This is a genomic window from Daejeonella oryzae DSM 19973, from assembly GCF_000422945.1.
Taxonomy (GTDB): domain Bacteria; phylum Bacteroidota; class Bacteroidia; order Sphingobacteriales; family Sphingobacteriaceae; genus Daejeonella; species Daejeonella oryzae.
This window is the reverse complement of sequence record NZ_KE383964.1, coordinates 287715-304628: the sequence shown is the minus strand read 5'-3', so window position 1 is coordinate 304628 and position 16914 is coordinate 287715. Positions and strand designations below refer to the sequence as shown.

Below are 16914 nucleotides of genomic sequence, written 5' to 3'. Positions count from 1 at the left end.
AGGTTTATATATCGTTTGCGTTTATACAAAAATTCCCCGGTTTTGAAGCCGGGGAATTATTTCATGGTGCGGATGGAGGGACTCGAACCCACACGCCTCTCAGCGCCAGATCCTAAGTCTGGTGCGGCTACCAATTACGCCACATCCGCATTATTAGGATTATTTCAGGTCGGCAAAACTAACATAATTCTCTATTAATGCCAAATGTTATGTTGTATTAATTTGGCAATTTGCCGGAAGAGTGGATTCTAAAAAGATAAGACACAATCATCCAGCTATTTCTAGTTTTCAGAATCAGCTTTATTGGCCAGATATTTTTCTACTATGATGCTTGATGCAGCATAATCCTCGGCGTCAACCATTATTTTAACGGCCGCAGTTCCAGACTCTGTAACATCAAACGGAAAAACCGTTCCGGCATTATTTATCAGAAATCCGTTAATCCCCTCACTTTCCAGTAAAGACTTTACCATTTCTGATTCCCAGATTGTTCCGGAAAAAACTTCGATCGGTTCCTTTTCAATATTCATGATGTGTAATTATAAGTAAGCTATAACTTAAATTCATTAATAAGGTTTTTATAATATGATGTCGCTTGTAGCAAGCGGCTTCCATACCATGAAAACATTTCTCCGTCAACAATCCTGATTTCGGCCTGAGGGCAAATTTCCCTGAACTCTTTAATATGTTTATCCTTAAAGGGATAAGGTTCTGACGATAAAAATATAACATCCGGATTTGAATACGCCAGATCAGATATTTTAATCTCAGGATATCTTTTCAGATCAAATGCATTTTCAAATCCCAGTCTATGTAAAATATCATTTATAAATGTTCCGGAAGCCGCAACCATATATGGATCTTTCCAGATAAAATAAGCAACCCGCACTGACTTTGTAGAAACGGAAAGCTGATTGAAATTAAATTCATCAAATTGGGACCGGATTCCGGAAGCAAGATTTTCTGATTCAGCAGATTTATTAACCAGCTTACCTGTTCTAACAATCATATCCAGTGCATCATCCAACGTATAAATATCGCTCATCCACACCGGAAATTCCTTAATTAATTCTTCAATCTGAGCCTGATCATTTTCCTCTTTATTCCCGATGACCAGATCAGGCTTCAATTTACTGATCATCTCAAGATTGAGTTTTTTTGTTCCTCCAACCTTTGAAACGGTTTTAAATTTTTCTGCGGGATGGATGCAAAACTTGGTAATGCCCACTATTTCTTTATCCAAACCAAGGTAAAACAACAATTCTGATTGTGATGGAACTAAAGATATTATCCGGACCGGAGGATAGGAAATTGAAACCTGCCGATTCATTTGATCGGTAAATGTTCTGTTTTGCATACTTTTACAAATCTAAAGCAAAATTTACGAATGCCTCAAAGGCTTAGCTATTCCCTTTTATTATTATCTCTGCCGGCTTATATTCTGATGGGATATGATTTAGAAAGAAGCAATTTTCTCTATCTGTTTAGTATATACGGCAGCTTATTTATCATCTACTTTTACCTCATACGTTTTCCGGAATGCTTAAATTTAAAAACAGCAGTTTTTGCCGGGATGATTTTCAGAGTTGTTTTTTTGTTCTGTATCCCTAACCTTTCTGATGACATTTACAGATTTATCTGGGATGGACGAATACAGCAACTGGGCATTAATCCTTTTACGTATACGCCGCGGCAACTAATCAGTATTCAGCAGGATACGTATTTGCAAAGCATTTTCCCCCATTTAAATTCTCCGGATTATCATAGTGTTTACCCTCAAATTCTGCAGGCATTTTTCAGAATCGCAGTAGAAATTGCAGGTGATAGTATGGCGGCAACTTCCTTTATTCTAAAGTTAATTATCTTATTTTTTGAAGCGGGATCCATATTTCTAATAATTAAGCTGCTTAAGCTCAATAATTTAAATCCCAATGGGGTTTATATATACCTTTTGAATCCGCTTGTAATTATTGAATTAACGGGCAACATTCATTTCGAAGCAATCATGATCTTCTTCATACTGCTTGCAGCTATTTTCATCAGCCAGAAAAAATATAAAACCTCTATTGCAGCGATGGTGATGGCTATTCAGGCCAAACTGATTCCTGCTATTGGAATACCTCTTTTAATTCGTGAGATCGGGTTTTGGAAAACTTTGCTTTACGGATTGGCTTGTTTGATTTTATTTTTGGTTATAAGCCCGTATTTGTGGGGCGGACCTGAAAGTTATCTCAACTTCCTGACAAGCCTGAAATTATATTATGGCAAATTTGAATTTAACGGAAGTATATACAGCATTTTGCGAGGAATTGGCTGGTATAAAATCGGGCATAATCCAATTGAAACGGTCAGCAAAATCATGATTGGTTTAAGCCTGGGAGGTTTTGCCCTGGTCTACTATAAAAATAGGCATTTCCTTTCCGGGATGTTCTGGCTCTTAATCGTATATCTGTTGTTCTCAGCAATAGTCCATCCCTGGTATCTCGCTGCATTAATTGCTTTAAGTCCCTTTGTACGTTTTAGATTTGCCTTGCTGTGGACAGCATTAATACCCCTGACGTATATAACTTATCAAACCCGTAACTACCAGCAAAATTATTGGATTATTGCCTTTGAATATAGCATGGTGCTTATTTTCCTTGTGTACGAATGGCAAATAATGAACAAGGAAAAAAGTTCATTAAGGGGAGTAAAAATCTGTACAATTGAACCCTCTGCGAAAACACTAAATTAATTCTGCCAGTAAGCATATCTGGATGTTTTTTTCAAAACCAGATCCTGCTTATCCCATGAAGTTTTTTTCAACAGAATATTAGGGTATTCTTTCTTAAACTCGTATACATTCCTTTTTTCCCGATCCAGCTGAACCGTTACTTTCCATGAACTGTCGCTTTCAGACACCCTGAAATCTGCGTCATACAATTCTAGTTTTCCTACTTTACTGCTAACCTGTGAAGCCAAAACCCGGGCAGAAAACTTAAGGTCGTTTTTAAAATTCAGACTCCGTAAAGTATAAATAAGCTGATCTTCAAAAAGGACATTGGCCGGAATTTTCTTTTCTCCATCTCCTTCCCCATCCCAGTAACTATGGTAAAGTAATTTAAACCCATTGGCTTGATTTAGAAATTCCTTAAACGAATTACCGCACCATTCCTGAGAACCCATGGTCATTTTTTGTAAAAACAAGGGATCATTTCTCAATACGAAAATGCTGCTTAAAAAGTGATAAGGATAATTATCGGTTTGAATCTCCGCGAAAGCATTAATTTTCATCACCCTAATGAGATCTTTACGGCTATAATCATCTGTTTTAACCATAAACTCTTTATTAAAATCTTCTGAGACGGTAATAAAAGTATAATCAAAAAGCCGCTTCTTTTTATAAATTTCCCTGCTGGCATCGTAATGGGCTACCTCGGCCTTGCCGTCATCCCAATACGAGCTATCTGCCCACTGATTATTAAAATTTTGTTCAATGCTTTTGAAACTCACAGATTCATCTGCAGATGATTCAGCAGCTTGTTTACAGCCCTGAAAAATGAAAAGCACAACTAAAAAACTAAAAAAAACAGGTTTCATATCAGCCTTTTTTTAAATTTAATATTCCTCTCAGGAAAGTACCGAAAGGTTTTTTTGAACAAGCTGAATAATCTTTTGACGAAGTACATCGGGATCAAAAGGCTTGGTCAGCACATCATTTACTCCCGCATCCATAGCGGCCTGCTGTTCATCTTCCATAACAGCAGCAGAAAGTGATATAATCGGGGTATTTCTTTTCGGCTCCTCAAATTCGCTCCTGATTTTTACGGTAGCTTCCAAACCATTCATTACTGGCATGTGCATATCCATTAAAATCACATCGTAATTATTATTCCTTAAACTCTCTACTGCCTTGCTCCCGTTATCCACTACTTCGACATTTACACCCCAGTTTTTAAGCATTTTGGTGATCATGAACTGATTGATTTTATTATCCTCAGCAACTAAAACAAATAGATTTTCAAGCATTGGTATATAATTTTCAGATGGAGTTGATTCAGATAATTCTTGATTTACAAATTGGTAGGTATTACTGAAAGAAAAAGTGCTTCCCTTATTTAATTCGGTAGTTAAAGACAGTGTGCCTCCTTTGAGTTCAACCATTTTTTTAACAATAGAAAGTCCCAAACCTGTTCCTCCAAACTTTCTTGCGGTATCCTCATCAGCCTGTTCAAAGGAATTAAAAACATTATTAACATGATTGGGTGCTATACCAATTCCGGTATCGCTAACTAAAAATTTGAGGTCTACAGTATCCTGCTTTTTATCAAGAAGCATGACGCTGAGATCAACATTTCCTGCTTCAGTAAATTTAATGGCATTACTAAGCAGGTTCATTAATATCTGGTTTAAGCGCAATGAATCTGCCAGAATAAGTTTGGGGATTGCCGGATCTACATGAAGAGTTAATTCGATACCTTTCTCAATTGCACGATATTTCATTAATCCGGTAACCGATTTACATAATTCATTCAGATCTATTTGAGACCTTACAATTTTAAATTTTCCGGCTTCTATTTTAGAAATATCCAAAATATCATTAATAACTCCTAAAAGTGATTTTGAAGATACATCGAGCAGATCTACCATATCAGACTGTTCTGAATTTAAGTCTGTCTTCTTAAGCAAATGTGTTAATCCGATAATCCCGCCTATAGGCGTTCTTATTTCGTGGCTCATATTGGCAAGAAAATTTTCCTTAATTCTTTTTTCACGCTCGGCCAGTTCTTTAGCGGCAATCAGCTGCTTCTGAAAAATCTCTAATTCGCTATTCTTCTTTTTTATTTCACGCTGAGTTTTAACGATGGTAATTAAGGAATCAATTTTTGCGATCGTTACATACGGATCCAGTGGTTTGTATAAATAATCTATTGCTCCTGAGCCAAGACCTTTAACCACGTATTTAGTTTCTTTAGATATGGCGGTTACAAAAACAACGATAATATCTTTGGTTTTGGGATTACTTTTTAAGATTTCAACTAGTTCAAAACCATCCATTTCGGGCATCTGAACATCTATTAACGCAATAGAGATATCATTTTCCCAGCATAATTTCAAAGCATGATTTGGTGACGTTGTACTAATCAGGTTCACCTGATCACTTTTTAACAAAGCTTCTAATGAAATGATATTTTCTGGTCGGTCATCAACCAGCAAAATATTCACAATATCGGTTTCGTCTCGGCTCATAATTATAGTATAGTTGTATTAATCTTATTTATTGTATTCATTATTCCGGCAATCTGTTCATTATTCAATATCAAATCGACATTGGCTTTATTTATTGCGGCTTGGGGCATCACCTTTACTTCGGCAACCTGCGGATCCTGCACTATGGTTAATCCATTAAGTTCTGAAACATACGCAATTCCTTCGGCACCATCTTCATTTGCCCCTGAAAGTAATACAGCAATGACATTTTTTTTATAAACATCGGCAGCAGCCTGAAATGTAGCATCAATAGCGGGCCGGGAATAATGAACCGGCTCCGAATTATCTAAAGATAATGAACCATCCTGCTCAACCAGCAAGTGGTAATCCGGAGGAGCAAAATACACAGTTCCTTTTTGTATCCGTTCCTTATCTTCCGCCATTTTCACTCTCAGCTTGCCTTTTATATCTAACTGCTCTTCAATTACAGACTTGTATTTTTTACTTCGGTGAATAACCACCAAAACCGGTAAGGGAAAACTTTGCGGAAGCCGAAGCAGCAAATCATAAATAATAGCAAAACCGCCTGCTGAACCGCCTATTAACAGGATCTTCGCATTCTTTATTTTGGCGCTTATGGCTGGATTTAAATTATTCAATTTTTTGATAAATATTTTCGGTTTTGTCGATTATTCTAAATTTACGGGCCAGGTTTTCATCCCTCAGAAATTCTTTGGAACCCAGACAAAGAAAGCCCAGCGGACATAAACTTTCGTAAAAAAGGTTTAAAACTTTTTCCTGAAGTTCTACATTAAAATAGATTAATACATTTCTGCATGATATGATTTGAAACTCATTAAAAACGCTGTCGCTAACTAAATTATGAATAGAAAATAAAGTATTCTTTTTTAAAGAACTGTTGATAATTGCTGCATCGTATTTTGCCACATAGTAATCAGCCAGTGTATTAATTGATCCGGAAGCAATGTAATTCTCAGAATTCTGTTTCATTTTGCGGAGGTCATAAATTCCCTTTCGGGCAGTTTCCAGAACTTCAGAATTGATATCTGTTCCATACAAAAATGATCTGCCGTAAAGTTTCTCTTCATCAAGCAAAATAGCAAAAGAATACAACTCTTCGCCGGATGAGCAGCCTGCATTCCACACTTTTATTCTTGGATAAGATGATAGATATGGCAATACCTTTTCTCTAACTGCTTTGTAAAATCCTGCATCGCGAAACATCTCCGTTACATTCACAGTAATTTCGAGTAAAAATTCTTCGAAAAAATCGCTGTCATTTATGATCTGAGATTTAAGATCAAACACCGAAAGGTTTTTCAAAATCATAATTCTGACCATGCGGCGCTTTAAGGATGCACGGGAATATCCTCCAAAATCGAAACCATAAACTTTGCGTACCAGGTCAATTATTTCTTCGACCAGCTCGAGAGTTAACAGGTTATTTAATGGCATACTTTTATAGAATTTAGCTTAGCCATACCCGCATCATAGAAACCAATTTATTAATATCCACCGGTTTTGATATATAATCATTTGCACCTGCTTCGATGCATTTTTCACGGTCGTTTTTCATTGCCTTGGCCGTTAAAGCCATAAGCGGCAGTTTTGCAAAGCGACTTTGCTTCCTGATTTCCTGCATGGCTTCATATCCATCCATTTCGGGCATCATAATATCCATCAGCACCAAATTGATATCCGGATTTTCATCCAGCTTTTGAAGCGCTTCCAATCCGTTATTGGCAATCTCTATCTGCATATTGTAATCCTGCAATGCGCTGGATAATGCAAAAATGTTCCGCATATCGTCATCAACTATCAGAACAGTTTTATTCATCAATGATTTCTCTAAAGTGAGAGCGCTTTTAACAACAACCGCCGAACTTTTGGGAGTAGTATTTTTTGATGAATTCAGCTTATTCATAAACAGGTTTACTTCATCAAGCAGGCGCTCATTTGATTTATTATTTTTAAGAACCATGGCGTGCGTATGCTTTAAAACCTGTGCCATCGTATCCTTATCCAGTTCCATTGCTGTATTAATTATGACCGGAATTTTTTCAAGATCCGGGTCCTTCTTAATTTTATCCAGCAATTCCAGGCCTGAAATATCCGGAAGATTCATGTCCAGAATGATGCAGTCAAACTGATTATCTATTCCCAAAGCCTGCAGAGCCTGCCGGCCATCAAATGCCTGAACGACTTCTACCGAATGCTCACTTAATTGCCGCCTCAGATTTTCACTCTGTATCTCATGATCCTCGATAATCAAAACTTTGGTGAGCTTGAAATCAGAATTTCTGATAAGCTTATCAAACGCTTCATCCAGTTTCTCCTTTTCTACAGGTTTTTTAAGAAAGCCAATAGCTCCATTTTGTTTCACACTTGCCGGCATTTCATCACTTGCCGACATCATATGCACCGGGATATTTTTGGTTGCCGGATTCTCTTTCAATTTCTTCAAAACCGCCCAGCCATCCATTACCGGAAGCATGATATCCAATACAATAGCATCCGGCAAATGTTGCAGGGCCATTTCCAGACCTGTATCTCCCTGGAATGCTACCATAGGTTTAAAGCCACGGTTAATGGCATAATCCTTTAATACTTCTGCAAAATTTTCATCATCTTCAATAATCAGCATCACGTGTTCCTTTTCGGGTTCTGAAAACTGAGCAGGTTCTGCAAAATGAATATCCAATGATTCCAGGCTCTTCACTTCTGAATCTGCAGAAGGCTGCAAATCATAATCTTTACTAAAATCAACCGGTACGAACAAAGAGAAGGAGCTGCCTTCGCCCGCTTTACTCTCTATCTGAATTTCACCGCCCAAAATATTGGTTAGTTCACGACTTATAGACAAGCCTAAACCGGTACCTCCGTATTTTCTGCTGGTAGAGCCATCGGCTTGCTGAAATGCCTCGAAAATTACTTTTTGCTTATCTGCAGGAATGCCGATACCTGAATCTTTAACCTCAAACTTTAAAACTTTTTTATCTTTTAATAAATTCAAATTATCGCTGAGGTAGTTTGCAGCAGAATTTGATGCAGTGATATTTACAGAGACTGAACCCTGATGCGGTGTAAATTTAAATGCGTTTGAAAGCAGGTTCTTAAGAATCTGCTGCAATCTCATTCTGTCAGTGGTTAAAAATGAGGGAACATCATCCCCAATAGTAATCTGATATTCTATTTTTTTATTGTTGGCTACTTCGCTGAACAAAAGCTCCAGATCAGTTTTAATTGAATCTACCTGAACCTGTTCAATGTCCAGATCAATTTTTCCGGATTCAATTTTAGACAGATCCAGAATATCATTAATCAGCGTAAGCAAGTCATTTCCTGCATTGTAAATCACGCTTGAATATTTCAGCTGTTCTTCATTTAAATTATCTGTTTTATTATCGCTAAGAATACGGGCCAGAATTAAAATACTATTCAGCGGAGTTCTTAATTCGTGACTCATATTGGCCAAAAATTCAGACTTATATTTACTCGTTTGCTCCAGCTCCAAAGCTTTTAAGCTGATTGCTTCACGGGCCTGCTCAATAGAATTATTTTTCTCTTCAAGCTGTTCGGCTTTTTCTTCCAGCTCAGAGTTAATTTGTCTTAACTCTTCCTGCTGAACACGCAATTCTTCTTCGGAAGCCTGCAGTGCGGCAGTTTTAACAATCAAATCATCGTTTGTAGTTCTGAGCTCTTCCTGCTGACTTTCCAGTTCTTCAGCCTGCTGCTGAGTTTCTTCAAGCAGAATATTTAATTGCAGCCTGGATTGTGCAGTATTAATTGCCACACCCAATCCATCAAGAACCATGGTGATAAAATCCATTTTAAGCTGACTAAGTTCAGATACAAATCCAAATTCAATAACGCCTTTTACATGGCCGTTAAACAAAAACGGCTGAACTAATATGGTATGCGGAGTCACTTCTCCCAAACCTGAACAAACTTTTACATAATTTGCCGGCACATCGGTAAAAACGAATGGTTTTTTATCTAAAGCTGCCTGCCCGACAAACCCGTCGCCAATCTTAATTACCGCATTATTTCCTTTTTGAAATCTGAAGGCATAACTTCCCGATAGATGCAAACTGCTGTCATTCTCATTATATACATAGATTGCCGCAACGTGAGCATCCACATAATCAGAGATTTTTTCAATGATGGTTGTAGCCAGCGACTGAACACTCTGCTCTCCACGCATACTGTCATCCAAGGCGGCAGTTCCTTTTAACAACCAGTTCTGATCTTCATTTTCTTTGGATATTTTAAGTAGCTGAGAATTAGTATGCCTAACCCGCTCCTCAACCATTTTTTGTTTTTTAAATGTTTTGTTGATAAAGTACAATAGGATCAGCACCAGCGTTAAAATTATTACAGAACCCGCAATAATGATTGCTATAGTTTTACGGGTATTTGCATCACTTTTCAACTTAAGCTGAGCAGACTGAAGTGATTCTTCCTGTTTGATTTGCTTTATAACGTTTCTGGTTTGGTTCATTAATAACCTGCCTACTCCTGATGAAACCTTTACTCTGGCTAGTTCATAATTCTGTTTACGCAGTTCAATTAAACCCCGCATATCCACCATCTTTTGTCCGGAATATACATCCAGAGAATCCAGACGCTTTAATTGTGCGGGTTTGCTTTTAAGCATCTGCCGTAACTCCTGCATTATAAAGGGCACTTTACCAACCGAATTATTATAAGGATCTAAAAATGCAGGATTTCCCGTTATAACAAATCCTCTTACAGAAGTTTCGGAATTTACCAGGGCTTCAAAAACATCGTATGATCGGGTCACAATTTGTTCTGTATCGTAAACTTCTGAAGCAGAGCTCTGAAGCTCTTTTATGCTGAGGTAAGAAACAATGGCCATGAAAAAAACGAAGGCCAGGGTGAAAGCAAAACCAGCCAGAACTCGTTGCTGGAAATTAAATTTAGACATAAAAGCGTTAATAAATTTTTATTTATAGAGCGGCGTTAAGATTATAAAAGATTAGCGGGGATGATACACTTTAACGGCTTCGCGTAAAACCTGTTCTTTATTTAGGGTCATTTTCTTCGTTTTCTGCTGTACAAAAAGTTCCATCTGATCGTCATAATGCTTAGTACCCGGATTATTAGAAGCTCCGTAACAATTTATAGTTTCTATTTCCGGACCATCTTTAGTAAAGCGAACCAATTCAATATATGATTCTCCTTGTCGGGCTTTTACGCGGCCGCCGGTAAAAGGTTCAGATTCCATAGAAGCAATTACATCGGGCAAACCGGGAACAGCCAGACTTTTGTTTCCTCTAACCAATCGCTGATATTGCCCCAGGGGAACATGTATTGCTTTAAAATTTTGCTGCAATTCTGATTTGATTTCCAATAATACGCGGTAGCAATCGGCTATGGTGGGAATTGATTTTTCTCCTTTCAGCCTGGTATAAGCCATCACAAACACAGTTGCACCTGCACTCAGTGTATCGGCTTTTTTATCCCAGGAATTTAATAAGTTGATTAAATCCGCCGCAGCGGGATATTTTTTCTCATCCAGCATAAACAAGCTGTCGAGTTTCACCGCATAAGCCAGTTTTTGAGGAAGCTGCAGATCATACTTAATCTGTTTAAAATCACTGTACGAAATCTTATCTCTGGAAGAAATCAGTTCCATAAAGCGATTGCTGCGGTTGTTATTATATGTCTCATAATTCATGCTCTGATCATAATCAGATGCTTTGATATTGTCGTTTTTGGCCGTGGCATTAAAAGGCGAATGATTGGAATTAAAAAGATAACCGGAAGGTGGATTTAAAACCTGCGGCAGATCTGCTACCGGATGATACGTTGTCCATAAAGTTTTTGAGGTGTTGCCCGGTAACGTTCCGATCCAGTTATAAGCCGAATCACGTACAGGCAGTTTTCCGTTGCTTAAATAATAGATTGTATCAAATTTATCGGCATAAACTACATTATATCCGGGTATAGCGCCCATATCCAGGGCGGCTTTAAATTCAGTAAAGTTCCTCGCTTTATTCATCCGATACCATTCTTCCAGTCCGCGGATATCTTCCTGCGCACCCAGACGAATGCTATAGGTTCCTTTTTTGGTAATTACAGTAGGTCCATATTTACTCCAATACGTTTTCTTTGTGATTCCCAGAGGAATGCCTGCCAGCTTAAACTTTAACTTCGCTTTTTGCACTTCCAGGTTGATCCAGTTTCCGTCAAACTTATATTGAAGACGATTTTTGGGATTCATCTCCAGTTGATAAGTATCCACTTTATCGGGATAATTTACCGTATGAGCCCAGCCAAGGTTTTCATTTACGCCGTGTAAAATGCTGGGTGCTCCGGGAAATAATGCACCCAGAATATTCCACCCTTCTTCACTGTTTAAATGTGCCTCGTACCAGGAGACCGGTCCTTCTAATGGCTGATGTGAATTAATGTTGAGATACACACTGCCATCAGCGGTTTTATTAGAGTTAAAAGCATAGGCGTTTGAGCCGCCCGGTTTCAGGAAATCAGTGTTGAGCACAGAATTGTCAAAAATGCTTTTCAGGGCCTGATCAGCTCCGGAAAGAACACACAACTGCAATACAGAGAAAGTCAAAATATCTTTCGGACTTACCGGAAAAAGTCTTTTAACCAATACTTCATTGGGATGTTTGGCTGCATAACTGTTAAAACCCTGCACATATCCTTCGAGCACTTTTTTATAATCAGATGAAATATCCGTTTCATAGCGGGCTTCTACCAATTCGCGGGCTCTTAAAAGCTGAACTACATAATCGATACTTAATCCTTCTTTACCTTTAAGAAGACCTAAAATACCTTTACCTGCCAGGTAAGATGTCTGAATAGTAGCAAAATCATCTTCAGAATGCGCCCATGCCAGACCATAAGCTACATCGGCATCAGTTTTCCCAAAAATATGTGGAACACCCCATGAATCTCTGGCTATCTGAACATTCTGCGGATCAATTGTTTGCGCCGCGGAGGAAATTCCGCAAAGCATTATAAACACTATAAAGCAGCGGAACATTAAAAAATGAAATTAAGAAGGAACATGTTGAAAATGACAATCTAGTCTTCGTAAAATTCCTGCAGTGCGCCGAAGTAGCTATCGTTCCAGCCTTCCACAATATCCTCATAATCCTCATCCGGAATATTGGTGTGTTTCAGTTCCACCGAAGTTCCTTTCATGTCCGGGTGCAGAATAATGGTTACAATAGAATCTTCTGGCTGATCTCCGAAATGCCATTTCTGGACAATCTTTCGGTTCTCTTCAAAAGAGATGTTTTGACCGGTTATACTGTCATCCCATAAGGAAAATTCAGAACCGGGCTCGGTACTCATCACCGCTTCAGAACCGGTCCACAAATGCAGCGTTAAAGGGTTTGTTAAAGCCAGATATACTTCTGCCGGGCTTGCTGGAATCGTATAATAATTTTTAAAGTCTTTCATCGAAATTGCTGAGGCTTAAATATACTAAAAGAATTAAAATGCGGGCAAGTGGCACTAATAAACCCGGCTTTGCTTTGATTATTGAACTGAATGTCTTTGCAATGCAAGCTTTAAGATTATAAAGTGGGTTCAGTCTCTTTTGTCATATATTTAAAAAAATTCCATGTGACAACTATAGAAAATATTCAACCATTAAGTGCAGAAACATTATTCGACCTTTTAAAAAAGGAATTTGCAGACTACATCAATGCGAAGTTAGATTCCAACCTGACTATTGAGTATGGTCACGTATACGATGTGATTAACATACTCTTTCCGGAAGTTTTAGAAGGAAATGCATTTACGGTTACCGTTTCTGATAATGAAATTACTTTATTAAATAATGCTGAAGAATCTGAATACAATACCGAATTGCTTGAGCAGCATTTAATTAATTTTCTGAACGAAAAGGCCGGATAATCAATTAGAAAATCTACTATTAAATAAGAGCCTGTAAAGAATATTTACAGGCTTTTTTATTAAAACCCCGATCACTTTAAATAATCCTCTTCAAAATCCAATTCAATTTTCGAAAAGCAATAACCTAGGAAGAGGATGGATAAGCACGATCACTTAAGTTTATTTTTTCTGTAAACCAGCATGGGCGTTTTGCTGTCAAAAGCTATCTCGGCAGCGTCGCTTGATAGAAAAAAACGATCAAACCAACTACGATCTTGTTTTGTAAACAATATTAATAATGACGGTTTAGCTTTCTTAATATCTCTTTGTATATGGTAAGTTAAAGGATATTCGATATCCAATTTTTTGAACTGAAAATGGATAACTTCTGATGAATATTTTGACTCTAATTCCGCAAATTTGTCTTTATTTTCTTTTAAGTGCAGCAAAATTTCGTAATGAAGCACTTTAATTTTTGCTTTTAAAGCACTTGCAAATTTACCAACGCTTTTAATCTCCAACTCAAAATTTTGCAAATCTGAAGCGTACCAGATATTATTAATTGATTTTACGCGGTAAGTGTATGGAACCACAATTACGGGTACACTTGATGTGGCAATAAGTGTTGAAGCGTTGGTGCCAAAAAGCTTTTCTATTTTTCCGGCACCTCTGGTACTTATACAAATAAAATCAGCTTTGATTTTTTCTGCATAAGAAACTACATAACTTCCAAATTCTACCGCGATTTGGACTACGCAAGTATATTTAACCGGAGATAGATTGCTTTTTTTGCAGATTACCGCTATAAATTGTTCAAGTTTTTTCTGATGCCGGGCAATTTCGCTTGCAGCGTAGTTTTTATATCTTTCGGGGCTCCACGATGTTGGTTTGAGGATTTCAGCGGCATAGTAAAAAACCAGTTCGTGCCCGGCCTGAGATGCTAATTGTATCGCAAAGCGGATACCGGCCTTTGAGTTTGACGAAAAATCGGTTGTTACAAGTATTTTGCCCATAATATTAATGTTTTTGATAATATTTTTGCCTTAGCCATTTCTCAATACCAATAATGATCATAATGGAAAAAGCTACAACAGTTGATAATCCCCAGGCGTCGGCCTTTAATGGTGATGAGTGAAACCAGCGATTCATGAATGGTGCGTATACAAAGGCTATCTGCGCCAGCAATACCAGGCTAATTCCAAGGTAAATTGTTGGATTAGAGAAAATTCCGATTTTCCTGACCGAAAACTTAAGCGAACGGCAATCAATCAGATAGAATACCTGGAATAGAACCATTGAGGTTACAGCCATCGTTTGAGCTTCTGAAACGGCCAGAGATTGTTCCGTCCCTCTTGAAAGTTCGATATGATATTCCCAAAGAAATAGCCCAATGGTTCCCCCTGCCATAATCATAGAGACGAGAATCATTCTGAAAATTATAAACGGACTCAAAAGCGGTTTGTCAGGTTTACGTGGCGGACGGTTCATCACATCAGGTTCCATTACCTCCATTGCCAGTGGTAATGCCAGTGACACAGCAGTAATCAGGTTAATCCATAATACCTGCACGGGCTGCATTGGCAACAATAAGAGGCCATTTTCAGAAGGGAAAAATAACACGGCGATAAAAATGACGAGACCCAGTCCGATGCTGGTGGGCAGCACAAAAATGATAGATTTTAAAAGATTATCAAATACCCGGCGACCTTCCTCCACGGCTGCTTTAATACTTTCAAAATTATCATTGGCCAGAATCATATCTGACGCTTCTTTGGAAACAGCTGTTCCTGTAATGCCCATTGCCACGCCAATATCAGCCCGCTTAAGTGCAGGTGCATCATTCACCCCGTCGCCAGTCATCGCAACAACTTGACCATCAGACTGGAGTGCTTTAACCAGGTTCAGCTTATCTTCCGGAGATACACGTGCAAAGATATTGGTATTTTTTACCTCATAAGCAAGTTCTTCTTCGCTCATATTCTGAAGCTCTTTCCCTGTAACTACACGCTCTGGATTTATCAAACGAAGCTCTTTTCCTATGGCTACGGCCGTTGCCGGGTGATCGCCGGTGATCATTTTTACTGTAATTCCGGCATGATGACAGGCATTAATCGCCTCTTTTACTTCCAGCCTGGTCGGGTCGCTCATAGCCTGAATTCCCAAAAAATCAAATTCATTAAGCTCATCTTCCGTAATGACTGATGAATTGGCATTCTGTAGTTTTTTTGAAGCAAAGGCTAATACTCTCATCCCGGTTTCTGCCAGTCTGAGGGACTCTGCCCTCACCTCATCTTTTATAGCTCTTCCGGATAATTTTTCAGAATGCTTTAACAGCGGAATAACAGACTCGGGTGCGCCTTTGAGGTAAATTATTTTTTCTCCTGAAGGAGACTTGTGGAGTGTAGCCATTATTTTTCTTGCGGAGTCAAAAGGTAATTCATCCAGCCGCTGCCACTCATTCTTCAGATGTTCTTCTTTTAGTCCAAACTTTCCGGCGGCGGCTATCAGAGCCACTTCCGTCGGATCTCCAACTGCTGTCCAATGGCCTTCTTTATATTGTAGTGTAGAGTCATTGCACAAAGCAGCCGCCCGTATAAGTTCTTCTATTTCTTCCCCAGTAGCAACCTGGTCCGTATCTAAATTTATAATTTTTCCATCGGGATTAATGCCTGCTCCACTGACTTTGAATTTCTGCTTTCCATTCCAGAGTTCGCGGACGGTCATTTCATTGAGAGTGAGCGTTCCGGTTTTGTCAGAACAGATAACCGTGGTGCTTCCCAGGGTTTCAACGGCAGATAAGTGCCGGATGATCGCCTGCCTTTTGGCCATTCTCATCACACCAATTGCTGATGCAATGGTAATTATTGCCGGTAGTCCTTCAGGAATAGCGGCTACAGCAAGTGTTATTGCAGAAAATACCGCATCGATAATGGTATGTCCACGAAAGATACCGATGAGGGTGACTAAAATACCAACCAGTAATATTGAATAGGTAATTCCTTTAGCAATCTTTTCCAAAGATTTGGTAAGTGGAGATTTTACTGAAGTCGTGTTTTGCAGGAGTTTGGAGATTTTACCGATCTCTGTTTCAGAGCCTGTTGCTACTACCACGCCTTCCGCTGTTCCTGAAGTCACTAATGTCCCGCTAAAAACCATGCACTTTCGATCTGCGATTCCAGCATCCGCATTCGTCGCCTCCGTGTATTTCTCCACCGGCAAAGATTCTCCGGTAAGAATAGACTCATTACACTGCATGTTTTTTACAAATGTGAGCCTCATGTCTGCAGACACCTTGTCGCCCGCCTGAAGCAAAATATAATCCCCCGGTACTATTTCCGCAGCTGCACTGTTTTTCTTCTTGCCATCCCGCATAACGGTTGCATTTTCTGGCACCAGCTTTAGCAAACCCTCAATGGTCTTCCCGGCCTGGTACTCCTGAATAAACCCGATGATGGCATTAACCATGATTACTGTAAACACCACGATGCCATCGGTAACCTTACCCAGCGAAAAGGCCAGAACTGTTGAAGCAAGTAGAATATAGATTAAAGGATTAAAAAATTGCCTTAGAAAGATCTTAATGGCGCTTTCCCCACCTTGCCTCATCAGAATGTTTGGTCCGGTCTTCTTTAACCGTATAGCAGCTTCATTTGAAGAAAGACCATTCGAAGAGGTGTTGAGAATTTCTAACACCTGACTGTATGGAAGCCGATGCCAGTCTTCGCTTTGCTGCACACTATTCATGATTACTAAATTGCTAACTCTTTAATTCACAAAAACAGGTCTTACTAGTTATTCATTTAACTGATT

General features: G+C 38.7%; 13 protein-coding genes and 1 tRNA gene. 2 read left to right on the top strand and 12 right to left on the bottom strand.

Annotated elements, in window-relative coordinates:
* Window positions 1-64: 64 nt before the first annotated feature.
* The 3 genes from G521_RS0114505 to G521_RS0114495 all read right to left on the bottom strand — a co-directional run bounded on the left by G521_RS0114505 (window position 65) and on the right by G521_RS0114495 (window position 1357).
* Window positions 65-149: transfer RNA gene (locus G521_RS0114505), tRNA-Leu, on the bottom strand.
* 132 nt (window positions 150-281) lie between these two features.
* Complete coding sequence (locus tag G521_RS0114500) at window positions 282-530, bottom strand: putative signal transducing protein (RefSeq protein ID WP_026899168.1); 249 nt, start codon at window positions 528-530, stop codon at window positions 282-284.
* 20 nt (window positions 531-550) lie between these two features.
* A complete protein-coding gene (locus G521_RS0114495) occupies window positions 551-1357 on the bottom strand; it encodes a helical backbone metal receptor (RefSeq protein WP_026899167.1) in 807 nt (268 codons plus the stop codon).
* Between the two features lie 30 nt (window positions 1358-1387).
* Here G521_RS0114495 and mptB point away from each other — a divergent pair, with 30 nt between their 5' ends.
* Window positions 1388-2734 carry a polyprenol phosphomannose-dependent alpha 1,6 mannosyltransferase MptB gene (gene mptB / locus G521_RS17400; protein WP_051189781.1) on the top strand — a complete coding sequence of 449 codons (1347 nt, stop codon included), beginning with the start codon at window positions 1388-1390 and terminating at the stop codon, window positions 2732-2734.
* Here the strand turns inward: mptB and G521_RS0114485 are convergent.
* From G521_RS0114485 to G521_RS0114455, 7 genes are all read right to left on the bottom strand, one after another.
* Window positions 2731-3579, bottom strand: a complete 849-nt coding sequence (locus G521_RS0114485; protein WP_026899166.1) for a hypothetical protein — start codon at window positions 3577-3579, stop codon at window positions 2731-2733. The two genes, mptB and G521_RS0114485, sit on opposite strands and share 4 nt — an antisense overlap.
* 30 nt (window positions 3580-3609) lie before the next feature.
* On the bottom strand, window positions 3610-5229 hold the full coding sequence (locus G521_RS0114480) for a response regulator (RefSeq protein ID WP_026899165.1): 1620 nt from the start codon (window positions 5227-5229) through the stop codon (window positions 3610-3612).
* 2 nt (window positions 5230-5231) lie between these two features.
* Window positions 5232-5849 carry a chemotaxis protein CheB gene (locus G521_RS0114475; RefSeq protein ID WP_051189780.1) on the bottom strand — a complete coding sequence of 206 codons (618 nt, stop codon included), beginning with the start codon at window positions 5847-5849 and terminating at the stop codon, window positions 5232-5234.
* Window positions 5842-6666, bottom strand: a complete 825-nt coding sequence (locus G521_RS0114470) for a CheR family methyltransferase (RefSeq protein WP_026899163.1) — start codon at window positions 6664-6666, stop codon at window positions 5842-5844. The genes G521_RS0114475 and G521_RS0114470 overlap by 8 nt, the downstream gene beginning before the upstream one ends.
* Window positions 6667-6679: 13 nt before the next feature.
* Window positions 6680-10159, bottom strand: coding sequence for a response regulator (locus G521_RS0114465; RefSeq protein ID WP_026899162.1), 3480 nt, complete (start codon window positions 10157-10159; stop codon window positions 6680-6682).
* 51 nt (window positions 10160-10210) lie between these two features.
* Window positions 10211-12217 carry a penicillin acylase family protein gene (locus G521_RS0114460; RefSeq protein WP_220096079.1) on the bottom strand — a complete coding sequence of 669 codons (2007 nt, stop codon included), beginning with the start codon at window positions 12215-12217 and terminating at the stop codon, window positions 10211-10213.
* Window positions 12218-12285: 68 nt separating this feature from the next.
* Window positions 12286-12666, bottom strand: coding sequence for an SRPBCC domain-containing protein (locus G521_RS0114455; protein ID WP_026899160.1), 381 nt, complete (start codon window positions 12664-12666; stop codon window positions 12286-12288).
* A 165-nt stretch (window positions 12667-12831) separates the two neighbouring features.
* On the opposite strand from G521_RS0114455, the gene G521_RS0114450 reads away from it, so the two are divergent.
* On the top strand, window positions 12832-13125 hold the full coding sequence (locus G521_RS0114450; RefSeq protein ID WP_026899159.1) for a hypothetical protein: 294 nt from the start codon (window positions 12832-12834) through the stop codon (window positions 13123-13125).
* Window positions 13126-13274: 149 nt separating this feature from the next.
* Here the strand turns inward: G521_RS0114450 and G521_RS0114445 are convergent, their stop codons facing one another.
* Window positions 13275-14117, bottom strand: a complete 843-nt coding sequence (locus G521_RS0114445; protein WP_026899158.1) for a universal stress protein — start codon at window positions 14115-14117, stop codon at window positions 13275-13277.
* Window positions 14118-14121: 4 nt separating this feature from the next.
* Window positions 14122-16848, bottom strand: a complete 2727-nt coding sequence (locus G521_RS17395; protein ID WP_036679446.1) for a cation-translocating P-type ATPase — start codon at window positions 16846-16848, stop codon at window positions 14122-14124.
* Between the last annotated feature and the right edge of the window lie 66 nt (window positions 16849-16914).